The 17,129-nt window shown below is 62.9% G+C and carries 17 protein-coding genes; 16 read left to right on the forward strand and 1 reads right to left on the reverse strand.

The window, feature by feature from the left end; translation table 11 throughout:
- The 8 genes from NP534_RS19235 to ispD form a co-directional block, all read left to right on the forward strand.
- A partial coding sequence (locus NP534_RS19235; protein ID WP_274099751.1) for a helix-hairpin-helix domain-containing protein occupies window positions 1-1,125 on the forward strand: 1,125 nt, incomplete at its 5' end.
- A 105-nt stretch (window positions 1,126-1,230) separates the two neighbouring features.
- The gene (locus tag NP534_RS19240; RefSeq protein WP_033700869.1) at window positions 1,231-2,178 is read left to right on the forward strand and encodes an acetyl-CoA carboxylase carboxyltransferase subunit alpha; all 948 of its coding nucleotides are present in this window, start codon (window positions 1,231-1,233) and stop codon (window positions 2,176-2,178) included.
- A 55-nt stretch (window positions 2,179-2,233) separates the two neighbouring features.
- Window positions 2,234-3,517: a tRNA lysidine(34) synthetase TilS gene (tilS, locus tag NP534_RS19245; protein WP_274099752.1), complete on the forward strand. Its 1,284-nt coding sequence runs from the start codon at window positions 2,234-2,236 to the stop codon at window positions 3,515-3,517.
- Between the two features lie 268 nt (window positions 3,518-3,785).
- Window positions 3,786-5,414 (forward strand): CTP synthase, encoded by a 1,629-nt coding sequence (locus NP534_RS19250; RefSeq protein ID WP_033700866.1) that lies wholly within the window; start codon window positions 3,786-3,788, stop codon window positions 5,412-5,414.
- A 3-nt stretch (window positions 5,415-5,417) separates the two neighbouring features.
- Complete coding sequence (kdsA, locus tag NP534_RS19255) at window positions 5,418-6,263, forward strand: 3-deoxy-8-phosphooctulonate synthase (RefSeq protein WP_033700864.1); 846 nt, start codon at window positions 5,418-5,420, stop codon at window positions 6,261-6,263.
- Between the two features lie 154 nt (window positions 6,264-6,417).
- The gene (gene eno / locus NP534_RS19260; protein WP_274099753.1) at window positions 6,418-7,707 is read left to right on the forward strand and encodes a phosphopyruvate hydratase; all 1,290 of its coding nucleotides are present in this window, start codon (window positions 6,418-6,420) and stop codon (window positions 7,705-7,707) included.
- Between the two features lie 169 nt (window positions 7,708-7,876).
- Window positions 7,877-8,158 (forward strand): cell division protein FtsB, encoded by a 282-nt coding sequence (gene ftsB, locus NP534_RS19265; protein WP_004375443.1) that lies wholly within the window; start codon window positions 7,877-7,879, stop codon window positions 8,156-8,158.
- The gene (gene ispD, locus NP534_RS19270; protein ID WP_274099754.1) at window positions 8,155-8,862 is read left to right on the forward strand and encodes a 2-C-methyl-D-erythritol 4-phosphate cytidylyltransferase; all 708 of its coding nucleotides are present in this window, start codon (window positions 8,155-8,157) and stop codon (window positions 8,860-8,862) included. The genes ftsB and ispD overlap by 4 nt, the downstream gene beginning before the upstream one ends.
- Before the next feature lie 2 nt (window positions 8,863-8,864).
- Here the strand turns inward: ispD and NP534_RS19275 are convergent, their stop codons facing one another.
- Window positions 8,865-9,761: a LysR substrate-binding domain-containing protein gene (locus NP534_RS19275; protein ID WP_186654503.1), complete on the reverse strand. Its 897-nt coding sequence runs from the start codon at window positions 9,759-9,761 to the stop codon at window positions 8,865-8,867.
- A gap of 107 nt (window positions 9,762-9,868) precedes the next feature.
- Between NP534_RS19275 and NP534_RS19280 the strand changes: the two genes are divergently transcribed.
- From NP534_RS19280 to rpoS, 8 genes are all read left to right on the forward strand, one after another.
- Complete coding sequence (locus NP534_RS19280) at window positions 9,869-10,981, forward strand: S-(hydroxymethyl)glutathione dehydrogenase/class III alcohol dehydrogenase (protein ID WP_033700860.1); 1,113 nt, start codon at window positions 9,869-9,871, stop codon at window positions 10,979-10,981.
- 8 nt (window positions 10,982-10,989) lie between these two features.
- Window positions 10,990-11,844 carry an S-formylglutathione hydrolase gene (gene fghA / locus NP534_RS19285; protein ID WP_274099755.1) on the forward strand — a complete coding sequence of 285 codons (855 nt, stop codon included), beginning with the start codon at window positions 10,990-10,992 and terminating at the stop codon, window positions 11,842-11,844.
- Between the two features lie 64 nt (window positions 11,845-11,908).
- Window positions 11,909-12,382, forward strand: coding sequence for a 2-C-methyl-D-erythritol 2,4-cyclodiphosphate synthase (gene ispF, locus NP534_RS19290; protein ID WP_274099756.1), 474 nt, complete (start codon window positions 11,909-11,911; stop codon window positions 12,380-12,382).
- Window positions 12,379-13,437 carry a tRNA pseudouridine(13) synthase TruD gene (truD, locus tag NP534_RS19295; RefSeq protein ID WP_274099757.1) on the forward strand — a complete coding sequence of 353 codons (1,059 nt, stop codon included), beginning with the start codon at window positions 12,379-12,381 and terminating at the stop codon, window positions 13,435-13,437. Before ispF ends, truD begins: the two co-directional genes overlap by 4 nt.
- Window positions 13,425-14,174, forward strand: a complete 750-nt coding sequence (gene surE, locus NP534_RS19300; protein WP_274099758.1) for a 5'/3'-nucleotidase SurE — start codon at window positions 13,425-13,427, stop codon at window positions 14,172-14,174. Before truD ends, surE begins: the two co-directional genes overlap by 13 nt.
- 35 nt (window positions 14,175-14,209) lie before the next feature.
- On the forward strand, window positions 14,210-14,848 hold the full coding sequence (locus tag NP534_RS19305; RefSeq protein WP_162181156.1) for a protein-L-isoaspartate(D-aspartate) O-methyltransferase: 639 nt from the start codon (window positions 14,210-14,212) through the stop codon (window positions 14,846-14,848).
- Window positions 14,849-15,041: 193 nt separating this feature from the next.
- Complete coding sequence (locus NP534_RS19310; RefSeq protein ID WP_047581647.1) at window positions 15,042-15,899, forward strand: peptidoglycan DD-metalloendopeptidase family protein; 858 nt, start codon at window positions 15,042-15,044, stop codon at window positions 15,897-15,899.
- A gap of 108 nt (window positions 15,900-16,007) precedes the next feature.
- Window positions 16,008-17,015 carry an RNA polymerase sigma factor RpoS gene (gene rpoS, locus NP534_RS19315; protein WP_033700853.1) on the forward strand — a complete coding sequence of 336 codons (1,008 nt, stop codon included), beginning with the start codon at window positions 16,008-16,010 and terminating at the stop codon, window positions 17,013-17,015.
- Window positions 17,016-17,129: the final 114 nt, after the last annotated feature.

Consider the following 17,129-nt stretch of genomic DNA (forward strand, 5'->3'; position numbering starts at 1 on the left):
ACGCTCTTCCGATCTGTGCGCAGCATGAAGCTGCGCCTCGACGCGCCCGATGTGAACACCTCCGACTTCAAGTTCACCGTCAACGACGATGGCCGTATCGTCTATGGCCTGGGCGCGATCAAGGGCGTGGGCGAGGGGCCGGTCGAAGCCATCGTCGAAGTGCGTGCGCAGGGCGGGCCGTTCAAGGACCTGTTCGATTTCTGTGAGCGTGTCGACCTCAAGCGCGTTAACAAGCGCACCCTCGATGCGCTGATCCGCAGTGGTGCACTGGACCGCCTCGGCCCGTACTTCCATGACGAAATCAAGGCCTACCAGGCCAACATCGACCGCAACCGCGCAACCTTGCTGGCGGCGCTGGAAGAGGCGGTCAAGTCTGCCGAGCAGACCGCACGTACCGCCGACAGCGGCCATGTCGACCTGTTCGGTGGGTTGTTCGTGGAGGCCGATTCGGACGTCTATGCCAACCACCGCAAGGTCCGCGAACTCACCCTCAAAGAGCGCCTCAAAGGCGAGAAGGACACGCTTGGCCTGTACCTTACCGGCCACCCGATCGATGAGTACGAAAGCGAGATTCGCCGTTTCGCCCGCCAGCGCATCATCGACCTGAAGCCGTCCCGCGAGTCGCAGACGATCGCCGGCATGATCATTGCCCTGCGGGTAATGAAGAACAAGAAGGGTGACAAGATGGGCTTCGTCACCCTCGATGACCGCTCTGGGCGTATCGAGGCGTCGCTGTTTGCCGACTCCTTCATGGCTGCCCAGTCACTGCTGCAGAACGATGCCATGGTCGTGGTCGAAGGCGAGGTCAGCAACGATGACTTCTCCGGTGGCTTGCGCCTGCGGGTCAAGCAGGTGATGACCATGGAAGATGCCCGCACGCGTCTGGCCGAAAGCCTGCGCCTGAAAGTCGCCCATGACGCGCTCAAGGGCGACCGCCTGAACTGGCTGGGTGAGCTGATCACCCGGCACCGCGGCGGCTGCCCGATCACCCTGGAGTACACCGGCAGTGACGCCAAGGCCATGCTGCAGTTCGCCGATGAATGGTCGATCGACCCGGCGGACGGCCTGATTCAGGCACTGCGTGACCAGTTCGGGCGTGAGAACGTCTTCCTGCAATATCGTTGAATCGACGAATTTTAATCTCGACCTGAATGCGCCCGATCCCTTAAGGTAGGGCGCCAAACGGATCAACCGGCCGGCCGCCTGGCCGTAGACCCAAGACGGATGCCTATGAACCCGAATTTCCTCGATTTCGAACAGCCGATTGCCGACCTGCAAGCCAAGATCGAAGGGCTGCGCCTGGTGGGTAACGACAACTCGCTGAACATCAGCGATGAAATTGCCCGTCTGCAAGACAAGAGCAATACCCTGACCGAAAGCATCTTCGGCAACCTGACCAGCTGGCAGATCGCCCGGCTGGCCCGTCACCCGCGTCGTCCATACACCCTGGACTACCTGCAGCACATCTTCACCGAATTCGAAGAGCTGCACGGTGACCGCCACTTCTCCGACGACGCCGCGATCGTGGGCGGTACCGCTCGCCTGGATGGTCAGGCGGTAATGGTCATCGGCCACCAGAAGGGCCGTGAAGTGCGCGAGAAAGTGCGCCGCAACTTCGGCATGCCACGCCCGGAGGGCTACCGCAAGGCGTGCCGCCTGATGGAAATGGCCGAGCGCTTCAAGATGCCGATCCTGACCTTCATCGACACACCGGGCGCCTACCCGGGCATCGACGCCGAAGAGCGCAACCAGAGCGAAGCGATCGCCTGGAACCTGCGCGTCATGGCGCGCCTGAAGACGCCAATCATCGCCACCGTGATCGGTGAAGGTGGTTCTGGCGGTGCGCTGGCCATTGGTGTGTGCGATCAGCTGAACATGCTGCAGTACTCCACCTACTCGGTGATCTCGCCAGAAGGTTGCGCTTCGATCCTGTGGAAGACCGCCGACAAGGCTGCCGATGCCGCCGAGGCCATGGGCATCACGGCCGAGCGCCTGAAGAGCCTGAACATCGTCGACAAGGTCATCCAGGAGCCGCTGGGTGGCGCCCACCGTGACCCGGCGCAGATGGCGGAAAGCATTCGTGCTGATCTGGTGCAGCAGTTGGACATGCTTGGCAAGCTTGATAATGACGCGCTGTTGGCCCGTCGCTACGAGCGCCTGATGAGCTACGGCCTCTGATGCATCACTGGGGCCGCTTTGCGGCCCCAGCGATTCCAAGCCGTGTGAGGCCCTCATGCTCAACCTCACCCCCTGGCTTCAAGCCCCCACCTGGCACGTCGCTTTCTCCGGCGGCCTCGACTCTACCGTCCTCCTGCACCTGCTGGCCGATTACGCCCGTACTCACCCAGCGCCTCCTCTGCACGCCATCCATATCCATCACGGTCTACAGCCTGCGGCTGACGCCTGGCCGGCGCACTGCACGCATGTCTGCGCCACGCTGGGCATCCCGCTCAGCGTGATACAGGTCCAGGTCGCGCCCGGTGCCAGCCTCGAGCAGGCTGCCCGCGATGCCCGTTACGCGGCATTCAAGCAACTGCTCGGCCCCGGTGAAGTGCTATTCACCGGGCAACATCGCGAAGACCAGGCAGAAACCTTGCTCTTTCGTCTGTTGCGTGGCACCGGCCTGCGCGGTTTGGCCGCGATGCAGGCCGAGCGGGCGCTGGGGCAGGGCACGCTGGCCAGGCCACTGCTGGCGATTGCGCGCCAACAGTTGCAGGCGTATGCCCAAGCCCAGGGGGTGAGCTGGATTGAAGACCCCTCTAACAGCGACACCGCCTTTGCCCGCAATTATTTGCGCGGCGAAGTGTTCCCCGTGCTGCAGCAGCGTTGGCCGCAGGCCAGCCAGAACCTGGCCCGTTGCGCCGAGCACCTGGGTGAAGCGCTGGGGCTGCTGGATGAAGTGGCCCAGGCCGATCTGGCCAAGGCCGGGGAGGGCGCTGCTGCGCCCTGGGCGCGGCTGGATTCCCTCGACCTTGCGGTGCTCACGGCGCTGACGCCCGCTCGTCAGCGCAATGCCCTGCAATACTGGCTCAGCGCTCGCACCCGGTTGCCCGACGCGCGTCACTGGGCTGGCTGGGCCGATCTGCGTGATGCCGCAGCCGACGCCCAGCCGGTCTGGCGCCTGGCCGACGGCCGGTTGCTGCGCAGCAACGGCCGTATCTGGTGGTTGAGCGGTGACTGGCTGCAGGCACCGCAAGGCGAGTTCGCCTGGCCCGAGCCCTCTGCGGTGCTGGCACTGCCAGGCAACGGCAGTGTGCGGTTGACTGCGTCCCAGCCCCTGGCCGGGCTGTGTATCCGCTATCGTCAGGGCGGTGAAGTGCTTGAACTTGCAGGGCGTGGCCGGCGCGACCTGAAGCGCTTGCTCAACGCACTGCAGGTGCCGCATTTCGTGCGTGCGCGCCTGCCATTGCTGTATCAGGGCGAGCGCTTGCTGGCAGTGGCCAATCTGCCCGAACTCGGCCAGGCGGATTGCCAGCTGCATTGGCTGCCTCCGACGAACGCGCAAGGTTTGAGCTGAAGGGTACATTCCGGTAGACTACCCTCCCTTCTTGATACAACTTCTGTGCGTTCCTCGGAAACACAGCAGTTGCCGATTACCACGCAGTTTTTTGCTGGGCTGATTCTGGAAATGACGAGCGAGCTCCATGCCGGGGATACCCTGGTTTGTACAGACGCGGCAGTTTTTCGAGATGCACTGTGATTGACGCAGGTGATCGGGGGCTTCGGCCTTCCTTCGCTTTCTCCGGCGGCGCTGGCCGCCTTAACGCAGACTTCTAGGGTTTTTCATGACGCGCTACATATTCGTCACGGGCGGTGTTGTTTCTTCATTGGGGAAAGGCATTGCCTCGGCTTCCCTGGCGGCCATCCTGGAAGCGCGGGGGCTCAAGGTCACCATGCTCAAGCTGGATCCGTACATCAACGTCGATCCTGGCACCATGAGTCCGTTCCAGCACGGTGAAGTCTTCGTCACCCATGATGGCGCCGAGACTGACCTTGACCTGGGCCACTACGAGCGGTTCATCCGCACGACCATGACCCAGAACAACAACTTCACCACTGGCCGCATCTACGAGCACGTGCTGCGCAAAGAGCGTCGTGGTGACTACCTGGGCGCGACCATCCAGGTCATCCCGCACATCACCGACGAGATCAAGCGTCGCATCATCAAGGGTGCCGGCGATGCCGACGTGGCCCTGGTGGAAATCGGCGGTACCGTCGGCGACATCGAGTCGCAGCCGTTCCTCGAGGCCATCCGCCAGTTGCGTTTCGAAGTCGGCGCCAAGCGCGCGATGCTGATGCACCTGACGCTGGTTCCGTACATCGCCACTGCTGGCGAGACCAAGACCAAGCCTACCCAGCACTCGGTCAAGGAGCTGCGCTCCATCGGCCTGCAGCCTGACGTGCTGGTATGCCGCTCCGATCACCCGATCGACAGCTCGTCGCGTCGCAAGATCGCCCAGTTCACCAACGTTGAAGAGCGGGCGGTGATTGCGCTGGAAGACGCCGATACCATCTACAAGATCCCGGGCATCCTGCATGCTCAGGGCCTGGATGATTTCGTCACCGAGCGCTTCGGCCTGCAGTGCAACAGCGCCGACCTGTCCGAGTGGGACAAAGTGGTCGACGCCAAGCTCAACCCAGAGCACGAAGTGACCATCGCCATGGTCGGCAAGTACATGGAGCTGCTGGATGCGTACAAGTCGCTGATCGAAGCGATGAGCCACGCCGGCATCACCAACCGTACCAAGGTCAACCTGCGCTATATCGACTCCGAAGACATCGAGAACCAGGGCACCAGCCTGCTCGAAGGCGCCGATGCCATTCTGGTACCGGGCGGTTTCGGCCTGCGCGGCGTCGAAGGCAAGATCACTGCGGTGCAATACGCCCGTGAGAACAAGGTGCCGTACCTGGGTATTTGCCTGGGCATGCAGGTTGCCGTGATCGAGTTCGCCCGTAACGTGATGGGCTGGAAGGACGCCAACTCCACCGAGTTCGACCGCAACAGCGGCCACCCGGTCGTCGGCCTGATCACCGAGTGGGCCGATGCCACCGGTGCCGTCGAGACCCGCACCGAAGCCTCCGACCTGGGCGGCACCATGCGCCTGGGCGCACAGGATTGCCAGATCGTCTCGGGTTCCAAGGTTCACGACTGCTACGGCAAGGACGTGATCACCGAGCGTCACCGTCACCGCTACGAAGTGAACAACAACCTGCTGCCACAGCTGCTCGACGCTGGCCTGGTGGTCTCCGGTCGTTCCGAAGACGGCGCGCTGGTGGAAGTGGTCGAGTCCAAGGACCACCCATGGTTCGTCGCCTGCCAGTTCCACCCGGAGTTCACCTCGACCCCGCGTGACGGCCACCCGCTGTTCAGTGGCTTCGTCAAGGCAGCCCTGGCTCAGAAGAACAAGGCCTGATCAATGACCCAGAAGATCATTCGCGTCGGTAACATCGAGATCGCCAACGACAAGCCGTTCGTCCTGTTCGGCGGCATGAACGTTCTGGAGTCCCGTGACCTGGCCCTGAAGGTCTGCGAAGAGTACGTGCGGGTGACCGAGAAGCTCGGTATCCCGTACGTGTTCAAGGCCAGCTTCGACAAGGCCAACCGTTCGTCGGTGGCGTCCTACCGTGGCCCGGGCATGGAAGAGGGGCTGAAGATCTTCGAAGAGATCAAGCGCACCTTCAACGTGCCGGTGATCACCGACGTGCACGAGCCTTACCAGGCCGAGCCGGTGGCCAAGGTCTGCGACATCATCCAGTTGCCGGCCTTCCTGTCGCGCCAGACCGACCTGGTGGTGGCCATGGCCAAGACCGGCGCGGTGATCAACATCAAGAAAGCTCAGTTCCTCGCACCCCAGGAGATGAAACACATCCTGGCCAAGTGTGAAGAGGCCGGTAACGATCAGTTGATCCTCTGCGAGCGTGGTTCGAGCTTCGGCTACAACAACCTGGTAGTGGACATGCTCGGCTTCGGCGTCATGAAGCAGTTCGAGTACCCGGTATTCTTCGATGTGACCCACGCCCTGCAAATGCCGGGCGGCCGCTCGGACTCTGCCGGTGGCCGCCGCGCCCAGGTCACCGACCTGGCCAAGGCCGGCATGAGCCAGGGCCTGGCTGGCCTGTTCCTCGAGGCCCACCCCGATCCGGACAACGCCAAGTGCGATGGTCCATGCGCCCTGCGCCTGGACAAACTGGAGCCGTTCCTGGCCCAGCTCAAGCAATTGGACGACCTGGTGAAAAGTTTTCCGACGGTAGAAACCGCGTAAAGCTCATTTCTCGGGTAAAGTACCGCCCGTTCTCTCCCTGACCGTTTGGTCAGGGAGTGCTTTTATCAGGCCTGCCTGCTGCATACCCCGCCTGGTGAAGTGCAAGGATTTCCTAAGCTGCGTTGTTTTCGTCAATTCTGGAGTGCTTACAACAATGGCAAAAATCGTCGACATCAAAGGTCGTGAAGTTCTCGATTCGCGTGGCAACCCCACCGTGGAAGCCGATGTACTGCTCGACAACGGCATCATCGGTAGCGCTTGCGCGCCGTCCGGTGCTTCTACCGGCTCGCGCGAAGCGCTGGAGCTGCGTGATGGCGACAAGAGCCGTTACCTGGGCAAGGGCGTGCTGAAGGCCGTCGCCAACATCAACGGCCCGATCCGCGACCTGCTGCTGGGCAAGGACCCTTCCGAGCAGAAGGCTCTGGACCGCGCCATGATCGACCTGGACGGTACCGAGAACAAAGCCAAGCTGGGCGCCAACGCCATCCTGGCTGTTTCCCTGGCTGCCGCCAAGGCCGCTGCCCAGGACCAGGACCTGCCGCTGTACGCGCACATCGCCAACCTGAACGGCACCCCGGGCCAGTACTCGATGCCGGTTCCGATGATGAACATCATCAACGGTGGCGAGCACGCCGACAACAACGTCGATATCCAGGAGTTCATGGTGCAGCCGGTTGGCGCCAAGACCTTCTCCGACGGCCTGCGCATGGGCACCGAAATCTTCCATCACCTCAAGGCGGTACTGAAGGCTCGCGGCCTGAACACTGCCGTTGGTGACGAAGGCGGCTTCGCGCCGAACCTGGCGTCCAACGAAGACGCCCTGGCGGCCATCGCTGAAGCCGTGGAAAAAGCAGGCTACAAGCTGGGCACCGACGTGACCCTGGCCCTGGACTGCGCGGCTTCCGAATTCTACGAAGACGGCAAGTACAACCTGTCCGGCGAAGGCAAGTCGTTCGACGCCGAAGGCTTTGCCGACTACCTGAAAGGCCTGACCGAGCGCTTCCCGATCATCTCGATCGAAGACGGCCTGGACGAGTCCGACTGGGCTGGCTGGAAGATCCTCACCGACAAGATCGGCGAGAAGGTGCAACTGGTCGGTGACGACCTGTTCGTGACCAACACCAAGATCCTCAAGGAAGGCATCGAGAAGGGCATCGGTAACTCGATCCTGATCAAGTTCAACCAGATCGGTTCGCTGACCGAAACCCTGGAAGCCATCCAGATGGCCAAGGCTGCCGGCTACACCGCGGTGATCTCGCACCGTTCCGGTGAAACCGAAGACTCGACCATCGCCGACCTGGCCGTGGGTACTGCTGCCGGCCAGATCAAGACCGGTTCGCTGTGCCGTTCCGACCGCGTTTCGAAGTACAACCAACTGCTGCGCATCGAAGAGCAACTGGGTGCCAAGGCGGTTTACCGTGGTCGTACCGAGTTTCGCGGTTAAGCAAGAGATGGTAAAAAGACAGCAGCCGGAGCTGTCGGAACATTCGCACTGAATGTTCCTACACTTCCAACGGGTTTCTGTCGACGAAGCCTGGCCTCGGCCAGGCTTCGTGCTATTCGAGGCCCCGAAGTGAACAGTACGCGGCGGTCTTTTTAACCTGGATACCTTGATGCGCAGTCCCTATTGGTTGTTCCTCGTTCTGCTTCTGCTGTTGGGTGGCCTGCAGTACCGCCTTTGGGTGGGCAACGGCAGCCTGGCGCAAGTGACCGAGCTCAAGCAGCAGATCGCCGAGCAGCATGCCGAAAACGAGCGTCTGCTTGAACGTAACCGCGTGCTTGATGCAGAAGTCCTGGAGTTGAAGAAAGGTATGGAGACCGTGGAAGAACGGGCTCGTCATGAATTGGGGATGGTCAAAGAGGGCGAAACCCTCTTCCAGTTGCCGCAAAAATGACTGATACATTACCGGCCTTCTGGGCCGTGATTCCTGCTGCGGGCGTTGGTGCCCGCATGGCTGCCGACCGCCCCAAGCAGTACCTGGAGCTGGCCGGGCAGACTATTCTCGAGCACAGCCTCGACTGTTTTCTTGGCCACCCCACGCTCAAGGGCGTGGTGGTCAGCATTGCCGAAGATGACCCGTACTGGCCCGGCCTGCGCTGCGCCAGCGACCCGCGCATCCAGCGCGCGGCGGGTGGCCGCGAGCGCGCCGACTCGGTGCTCAACGCCTTGCTGCTGCTGCATGCGCAAGGGGCTTCGGACAACGACTGGGTACTGGTGCACGATGCTGCGCGGCCGAACCTTGCGCGTACCGACCTGGACAAACTGTTGTCAGCATTGGCCAATGACCCTGTTGGCGGCCTGTTGGCAGTACCGGCGCGCGATACATTGAAGCGTGCCGATGCTACGGGTCGGGTCACGGCCACCGTAGACCGCAGCACCATCTGGCAGGCCTATACACCGCAGATGTTCCGCCTCGGCGCCTTGCACCGAGCGCTGGCCGAGTGCCTGGTTTCCGATGTGGTGGTCACCGACGAGGCGTCAGCCATCGAATGGTCCGGCCAGGCGCCGCGGCTGGTCGAGGGCCGCAGCGACAACATCAAGGTGACCCGGCCGGAAGATTTGGAGTGGTTGCGCCAGCGCTGGGCTGGGCGACGCTGAAGTCAGCCCAGTCGATACTCCGGCAACCCCGCCAGCCCTTCTTTCAGGTAATCCACCAGCCGCCGAACCTTCGGCGACAGATGCCGTTGCTGCGGGTACAGCGCCCACACTGCCGTATTCGGTGGCTGATGTGCCTCCAGCAGTGACACCAGCGCACCGCTGTTGAGGTGCTCCAGCACGTAATAGTCCGGCAATTGGCACAGGCCCATCCCCAGCAAAGCCGCGTCCAGCACGGCTTGCCCGCTGTTGCAGCGCCAGTTGCCCTGCACCCGCTGGCTGATCTCGCGGCCGTCCTGCAGCAGCGCCCACAGGTCCGAACTGCCAATCAGGCAGTTGTGCCGGGCCAGTTCCGACAGACTGTGCGGCCGACCGTAGCGCTCCAGATAAGCCGGCGAGGCGCACAGGAACATGCGCCGCGGTGCCAGGCGGGCGGCAACCAGCCTGGAGTCGGCCAGCCGGCCGAGGCGAATGGCCAGGTCCATGCCTTCATGCAGCAGGTCCAGCGTGCGGTTGCTCAGTTCCACTTCAACCCGCAGTTGCGGGTACTGCGCCATGAAGCGCGTCACCAGTGGCACGATGAAGCGCTCGCCATAGGCCACCGCACAGGTCATGCGCAGCAAGCCCTTGGGCTCGCTGGCCAGGTCGCCCATCGCGCGTAGGGCTTCTTCACGGCCATCCTGCAGGCGTTGGCAGTGCTGCAGGAACGTCTGCCCGGCTTCGCTCAAGGTGACGCGCCGGGTGCTGCGGTACAGCAGGCGCGTCTGCAGGCGCTCCTCCAGCCGCGCGATCTGACGGCTGATATGCGAGGACGACACCCCCAGGCGCTCAGCTGCGGCGGTGAACTGGCCAGATTCGGCCACCGCAACAAATTCGTCGATGCCTTCCCAGCGGCTGCTCATTGATTATCCCTGCATGGCAATAATGTTTTGTCTTTGCCTGGATTATTCATCAAAAAAGCATGAATTACACTGCGAGACTGAACTGACCTTCTGTCTGGAGACCTTTGATGATCAAGTCCCGTGCTGCCGTAGCCTTCGAAGCCAAGAAACCCCTGGAAATCGTCGAAGTGGACGTGGCCATGCCCAAGGCCGGCGAAGTGCTGCTGCGCGTGGTTGCCAGCGGTGTCTGCCACACCGACGCCTATACCCTGTCCGGTGCTGACCCGGAAGGGATCTTCCCCTCGATCCTTGGCCACGAAGGTGGCGCGATCGTCGAGGCGGTGGGCGAGGGCGTGACCTCCGTGGCCGTGGGCGATCATGTCATTCCGCTCTACACCCCGGAGTGCGGCCAGTGCAAATTCTGCCGTTCGGGCAAGACCAACCTGTGCCAAGCCATTCGCGCCACCCAGGGCAAGGGCCTGATGCCCGACGGCACCACGCGCTTCTCCTACAAAGGCCAGCAGCTGTTCCACTACATGGGCACGTCGACCTTCTCCGAGTACACCGTGCTGCCGGAAATTTCCGTGGCCAAGATCCAGAAGGAAGCCCCGCTGGAGAAGGTCTGCCTGCTCGGTTGCGGCGTCACCACCGGTATCGGTGCCGTGCTCAACACCGCCAAGGTCAAGCCCGGTGATACCGTGGCCATCTTCGGCCTCGGCGGCATCGGCCTGTCGGCGATCATTGGCGCAGTCAAGGCCAAGGCTTCGCGCATCATCGCCATCGACATCAACCCGGCCAAGTTCGAAATCGCCCGCCAGCTGGGTGCCACCGACTGCATCAACCCGAAAGAGTACGACCGCCCGATCCAGGAAGTGATCGTCGACCTCACCGATGGCGGCGTGGACTTCTCCTTCGAGTGCATCGGTAACGTGCAACTGATGCGCGCGGCCCTGGAGTGCTGCCACAAGGGCTGGGGCGAGTCGGTCATCATCGGTGTTGCCGGTGCCGGCCAGGAAATCGCCACCCGTCCGTTCCAACTGGTGACCGGTCGCGTCTGGCGCGGTTCGGCGTTCGGTGGTGTGCGCGGGCGCAGCGAGCTGCCAAGCTACGTCGACATGGCCGAGAAGGGCGAGATCCCGCTGGATACGTTCATCACCCACACCATGGGCCTGGAAGACATCAACAAGGCCTTCGATCTGATGCATGAAGGCAAGAGCATCCGTAGCGTGATCCACTTCTGAGGTCTGCCATGAGCCTGGACAACATCTCTTGCCAGAAGAGCTTCGGCGGCTGGCACAAGCGGTACCGTCATCACTCCAAGGTGCTCGGCTGCGACATGGTGTTTGCCGTGTACCTGCCGCCACAGGCCGAACAGGGCGCGAAGCTGCCGGTGCTGTACTGGCTCAGCGGCCTGACCTGCACCGACGAGAACTTCATGCAGAAGGCCGGCGCCCAGCGCCTTGCTGCCGAGCTTGGGCTGATCATCGTCGCGCCCGACACCAGCCCGCGTGGCGAGCAGGTGCCCGGCGACCCCGACGGCGCGTGGGACTTTGGCCTGGGGGCCGGCTTCTACCTCAATGCCACCCAGCAACCCTGGGCGCAGCATTACCGTATGCATGACTACGTGGTGGAGGAACTGCCAGCCCTGATCGAGGCGCACTTCCCGGCGTCCGACCAGCGCAGCATCAGTGGCCACTCGATGGGGGGGCATGGCGCATTGGTGTGTGCCTTGCGCAACCCGGGGCGCTACCGCTCGATATCGGCGTTTTCGCCGATCAGCAACCCGATGGATTGCCCGTGGGGCGAAAAGGCCTTCAGCCGCTTCCTGGGTGACGATCGTGCACGCTGGCGCGAGTGGGATGCCAGTGTGCTGCTGGCGGAAACGCCTGCAGGTAGCTGCCCACCGTTGCTGGTGGATCAGGGCGACCGTGACGACTTCCTCGAGAAGCAGCTCAAACCCGAGGCGCTGGAGCAAGCGGCGCGCAAAGGTGGGCACGCGCTGACCCTGCGTCTGCAGCCTGGCTATGACCACAGCTACTACTTCATCGCCAGCTTCATCGACGCGCACTTGCGTCATCACGCGGCGGCACTGGGCCGGGTATAAGCGCAGCCCCAATACGGCACAAAGCAGGTAGAATCACGCCCTGACTCAATCAGGGCGTTTTTCTATGCGTATTGGCCATGGCTACGATGTGCACCGTTTCTGTGACGGTGATTTCATTACCCTGGGCGGGGTCCGTATCCCCCACAAACATGGCCTTCTGGCCCACTCCGACGGTGACGTGCTGCTGCACGCTCTGAGCGATGCCTTGCTCGGCGCCGCTGCGTTGGGTGACATCGGCAAGCACTTCCCCGACACCGACCCGCAGTTCAAGGGCGCCGACAGCCGTGCCTTGTTGCGCCATGTGGTCGGCATCGTCCAGGCCAAGGGCTGGAAGGTGGGCAATGTCGACGCCACCATCGTCGCCCAGGCACCGAAAATGGCGCCGCACATCGAGACCATGCGCCAGTTGATCGCCGAGGACCTGCAGGTGGAACTCGACCAAGTCAACGTCAAGGCCACCACCACCGAGAAGCTGGGCTTCACCGGCCGTGAGGAGGGTATCGCCGTGCACGCGGTGGCCCTGCTGCTGCCAGCATGACCGAACTGGAACTGCTGGGCCCGCGCGCATCGGGCGAACCCCTGGGGACTGCGGTACTCAAGGCCGTGGCTGAAGACTTCCAGGTCGACGAGGTGCTGGACATTCCGTTGTCCGGCCAAGGTGAGCACCTGTGGCTGTGGGTTGAAAAACGCGACCTCAACACTGAAGAAGCCGCCCGCCGACTGGCCCGCGCCGCTGGCGTACCGGCCCGTTCGATCAGCTATGCCGGGCTCAAGGACCGCCAGGCCCTGACCCGTCAGTGGTTCAGCCTGCACCTGCCCGGCAAGGCCGACCCCGACCTGTCGCGTGCCGAGGATGCCAGCCTGCGTGTGCTCAAACAGGTACGCCACCAGCGCAAGCTGCAGCGTGGCGCGCATTCGGCCAACGGCTTCACCCTCCGCCTGACCGGCCTTGCCGCCGATCATCAGGCGCTGGACGCGCGGCTGGAAGCGCTCAAGCAGCACGGTGTGCCTAACTACTTCGGCAGCCAGCGCTTCGGCCATGCTGGTGGCAATGTCCACGACGCGCTCGACTGGGCCGCACGCAAAGCCCTGCCCGAGCAGCGCAACGTGCGTTCGCGCCTGCTCTCGGCGGGGCGCAGCTACCTGTTCAACCAGATCCTCGCCGCCCGTGTTGCCGAGGGTAGCTGGGCACGTGCGCAGGTCGGGGACCTCCTGGCATTCACCACTAGCCGTAGTTTCTTTCCTGCTACAGAGCAGGAATGTTCAGATCCGCGGCTGGATATTCTCGATCTGCATCCCACCGGTGCGTTGTGGGGCGAGGGCGAAACGCCCGCCGCGGGTGCCACTGGCGAGTTGGAAGCTGCAGTCGCGGCGCGGCAGCCGGCACTTTGTCATTGGCTCACCCAAGCGGGCATGGATCACGAACGGCGCATTCTGCGGCTCCCTATTGGCGGCCTGACGTGGCATTATCCGGAGCCTGATATCCTGCAACTGGAATTCGTCCTTCCGGCCGGATGCTTCGCCACCGTAGTAGTGCGCGAAGTCGTGGATCTGGTGCCGGCAGGGCAGACGGACAGCCCATGCGTATTCTGATTTCGAACGACGACGGTGTTACCGCACCAGGCCTCGCCGCGCTGCATGCTGCGCTGGTGGATTACGCCGAGTGCGTGGTAATTGCCCCGGATCAAGACAAGAGCGGCGCCAGCAGTTCGCTGACGCTGGACCGGCCGCTGCATCCGCAGACCCTGGCCAACGGCTTCATCAGCCTCAACGGCACGCCGACCGATTGCGTGCACCTGGGGCTCAACGGGCTGTTGGCGCAGGCGCCGGACATGGTGGTGTCGGGGATCAACCTGGGGGCCAACCTGGGCGACGACGTGCTGTATTCGGGTACCGTCGCTGCCGCGCTGGAAGGCCGCTTCCTGGGCAACACGTCGCTGGCGTTTTCGTTGCTGTCGCGCCAGCCCGACAACCTGCCCACCGCAGCCTACATCGCCCGGCGCCTGGTGGAGGCGCAGTCGCGCCTGCAGTTGCCGCCGCGTACCGTGCTCAACGTCAACATCCCCAACCTGCCGCTGGAGCATATCCGTGGCATCCAGCTCACCCGCCTCGGTCACCGGGCGCGAGCGGCGGCACCGACCAAGGTGGTCAACCCGCGCGGCAAGGAAGGTTACTGGATTGCCGTGGCCGGTGATGCGGAGGACGGTGGCCCTGGCACGGACTTCCACGCGGTGATGCAAGGCTACGTATCGATCACCCCGCTGCAGCTCGACCGCACCTTCAATGATGCTTTCGAACAGCTCGACGGTTGGCTGGAGGGCCTGCTCTGATGCGCGAGGACGATATGCTGCGCCGGGGTATCGGCATGACCTCCCAGCGCACCCGGGAGCGGCTGATACAGCGCCTGTGCGAGGAGGGCGTGGCGAACACCAAGGTGCTCGACGCGATCCGCCGTACCCCGCGCCACCTGTTCGTCGACGAGGCCTTGGCGCATCGCGCCTACGAAGACACCGCACTGCCTATCGGCCACAACCAGACCATCTCGCAGCCGTTCATGGTGGCGCACATGAGCGAGCTGCTGCTTGAAGCCGGGCCGCTGGACAAGGTGCTGGAGATCGGTACTGGCTCGGGTTACCAGACGGCGATACTTGCCCAACTGGTCGAGCGGGTGTTCTCGGTGGAGCGCATCAAGGTGCTGCAGGATCGCGCCAAGGAGCGCCTGGTGGAGCTGAACCTGCGTAACGTGGTGTTCCGCTGGGGGGATGGTTGCGAGGGCTGGCAGGCGCTGGCACCCTACAATGGCATCATCGTCACCGCAGTGGCGCCCGAAGTGCCACAAGCACTGCTCGACCAGTTGGCGCCAGGCGGGCGCATGGTGATCCCGGTGGGCCCGGCAGGCGAGGCGCAGCAGTTGATGCTGATCGTGCGCGAGGAGCACGGGTTCTCCCGGCGTGTCCTCGGGGCCGTGCGCTTCGTGCCGTTGCTCAATGGCCCGCTGGCCTGAACCACGGAATATTTACGGCAGCGACGAATTCTTGCGCCTTCGCCCTGTCTATCTGGCGGGGTGATCCGCTATGGCGCTGCCGGTAGCGGCCCTTTGCAGCCGTCCACCTAATGCAGGTGGGCTCGGTTATAATTGCAACAATATTGCATTTCTTATCGTTATTTCGGTATTCGGCACCATGAGGGGAGCGCGGGTGGGGCACACAGGCATTCGGCAGCGCAAGGATTGGGCGGGTTTCAAGCTTCTGGTGCTTGCACTGGCCATGGGCACCTTGCTGGCGGGTTGCTCCAGCACCAGCTCGACGAGTGCGCGGGTGGTCGACCGTAACAATGCAGCGCCCAAGCGGCCGACGGTGACCTCCGGGCAATACATCGTCAAGCCGGGCGATACGCTGTTCTCCATCGCCTTCCGTTACGGCTGGGACTACAAGGAGCTGGCTGCCCGTAACGGCATCCCGGCGCCTTATACCATTCGCCCCGGCCAGCCGATTCGATTCAGCAGCGGTTCCACGGGCAGCACCACGGTGGTGTCCAGCCCGTCGTCCTCGAGCAAGACCACGGTCATCCGTCGGCCTGTTGGCAGCGCCGGCAGCGCACCTGCCAGCACCACCAAGCCGGCAACCACGGCCCCGACAACCCCTGCGCCGGTGGTGGCTACCGTGCCGGCTGCAGAGCGTGCGGTGGGGGGCTGGACCTGGCCGGCCAACGGCGTGCTGATTGGAAAATTTGCTTCAAACGGTAGTTTGAATAAAGGCATTGATATCGCCGGTGATTTGGGACAGCCTGTTTTTGCTGCGTCTGGTGGTGCAGTGGTCTACGCCGGGAGTGGCTTGCGGGGCTACGGCGAGCTGATCATCATCAAGCACAGCGATACCTACGTCAGTGCCTACGGTCACAACCGCAGGCTTTTGGTTCGGGAGGGGCAGCAGGTCAAGGCTGGGCAGTCGATTGCTGAAATGGGGTCCACGGGCACTGATCGGGTGAAGCTGCATTTCGAGATTCGCCGCCAGGGCAAACCCGTCGATCCACTCCAGTTCCTGCCACGCCGTTGATTGTTGTACCCGGCCTGTTCCTGTGATGTAGAGGGGACAGGCTCCAGCGCTGCCAGGGATACAGGTGCCGCTCGAGTCTGAGTTCGAACTCAGCAAAGGACTATAACAATGGCTCTCAATAAAGAAGCGCCGGAGTTTGACATCGACGATGACGTCCTCCTAATGGAGACGGGCATCGTTTTGGAAACGGATGTGGTGTCAGACGAACCTGCTGTACCTTCGGTTCGGACCAGGGCCAAGTCCGGCTCTTCGCTCAAGCAGCACAAGTACATCGATTACACTCGGGCACTTGATGCTACCCAGTTGTACCTCAACGAAATCGGCTTCTCGCCTCTGCTGTCGCCGGAGGAGGAAGTGCATTTTGCGCGCCTGTCGCAAAAAGGCGACCCCGCCGGCCGCAAGCGCATGATCGAAAGCAACCTGCGCCTGGTGGTCAAAATTGCCCGTCGTTACGTGAATCGCGGCCTGTCGTTGCTCGACCTGATCGAGGAAGGCAACCTGGGGCTGATCCGCGCAGTCGAGAAGTTCGACCCGGAGCGTGGTTTCCGTTTCTCGACCTATGCGACCTGGTGGATTCGCCAGACCATCGAGCGGGCGATCATGAACCAGACCCGCACCATTCGCCTGCCGATCCATGTGGTCAAGGAGCTCAACGTTTACCTGCGTGCCGCGCGGGAGCTGACCCAGAAGCTCGACCACGAGCCTTCGCCAGAAGAAATCGCAACCTTGCTGGAGAAGCCTGTCGCTGAGGTCAAGCGCATGCTGGGGCTCAATGAGCGGGTTTCTTCAGTGGACGTTTCCCTTGGCCCAGACTCGGACAAGACGCTGCTCGATACCCTCACCGATGACCGCCCGACCGACCCGTGTGAGCTGCTGCAGGATGACGACCTGTCGCAGAGCATCGATCAGTGGTTGGGTGAGCTGACCGACAAGCAGCGCGAGGTGGTAGTGCGTCGCTTTGGTCTGCGCGGGCACGAGAGCAGCACCTTGGAGGATGTTGGCCTGGAGATCGGCCTGACCCGTGAGCGTGTACGGCAGATCCAGGTAGAGGGGCTCAAGCGTCTGCGCGAGATCCTCGAGAAGAACGGTCTGTCCAGCGAGTCGTTGTTCCAGTAACACGCTGTTCGCAAGCACAAGACGCCCCGACAGTTCGGGGCGTTTTTGTATGCGCGCAACAGCACTGCTGCACCGTAGCTGCCAGCCGGCATTATGTAATGCGCCACCCCAGTA

It is taken from the genome of Pseudomonas sp. 39004 (assembly GCF_028682155.1).
Taxonomy (GTDB): Bacteria; Pseudomonadota; Gammaproteobacteria; order Pseudomonadales; family Pseudomonadaceae; genus Aquipseudomonas; species Aquipseudomonas capeferrum.

Coding starts and splice junctions, on each gene's coding strand:
- NP534_RS19240 (WP_033700869.1), top strand. CDS start 1,231: ATGAACCCGAATTTCCTCGATTTCGAACAGCCGATTGCCGACCTGCAA.
- tilS (WP_274099752.1), top strand. CDS start 2,234: ATGCTCAACCTCACCCCCTGGCTTCAAGCCCCCACCTGGCACGTCGCT.
- NP534_RS19250 (WP_033700866.1), top strand. CDS start 3,786: ATGACGCGCTACATATTCGTCACGGGCGGTGTTGTTTCTTCATTGGGG.
- kdsA (WP_033700864.1), top strand. CDS start 5,418: ATGACCCAGAAGATCATTCGCGTCGGTAACATCGAGATCGCCAACGAC.
- eno (WP_274099753.1), top strand. CDS start 6,418: ATGGCAAAAATCGTCGACATCAAAGGTCGTGAAGTTCTCGATTCGCGT.
- ftsB (WP_004375443.1), top strand. CDS start 7,877: ATGCGCAGTCCCTATTGGTTGTTCCTCGTTCTGCTTCTGCTGTTGGGT.
- ispD (WP_274099754.1), top strand. CDS start 8,155: ATGACTGATACATTACCGGCCTTCTGGGCCGTGATTCCTGCTGCGGGC.
- NP534_RS19275 (WP_186654503.1), bottom strand. CDS start 9,761: ATGAGCAGCCGCTGGGAAGGCATCGACGAATTTGTTGCGGTGGCCGAA.
- NP534_RS19280 (WP_033700860.1), top strand. CDS start 9,869: ATGATCAAGTCCCGTGCTGCCGTAGCCTTCGAAGCCAAGAAACCCCTG.
- fghA (WP_274099755.1), top strand. CDS start 10,990: ATGAGCCTGGACAACATCTCTTGCCAGAAGAGCTTCGGCGGCTGGCAC.
- ispF (WP_274099756.1), top strand. CDS start 11,909: ATGCGTATTGGCCATGGCTACGATGTGCACCGTTTCTGTGACGGTGAT.
- truD (WP_274099757.1), top strand. CDS start 12,379: ATGACCGAACTGGAACTGCTGGGCCCGCGCGCATCGGGCGAACCCCTG.
- surE (WP_274099758.1), top strand. CDS start 13,425: ATGCGTATTCTGATTTCGAACGACGACGGTGTTACCGCACCAGGCCTC.
- NP534_RS19305 (WP_162181156.1), top strand. CDS start 14,210: ATGACCTCCCAGCGCACCCGGGAGCGGCTGATACAGCGCCTGTGCGAG.
- rpoS (WP_033700853.1), top strand. CDS start 16,008: ATGGCTCTCAATAAAGAAGCGCCGGAGTTTGACATCGACGATGACGTC.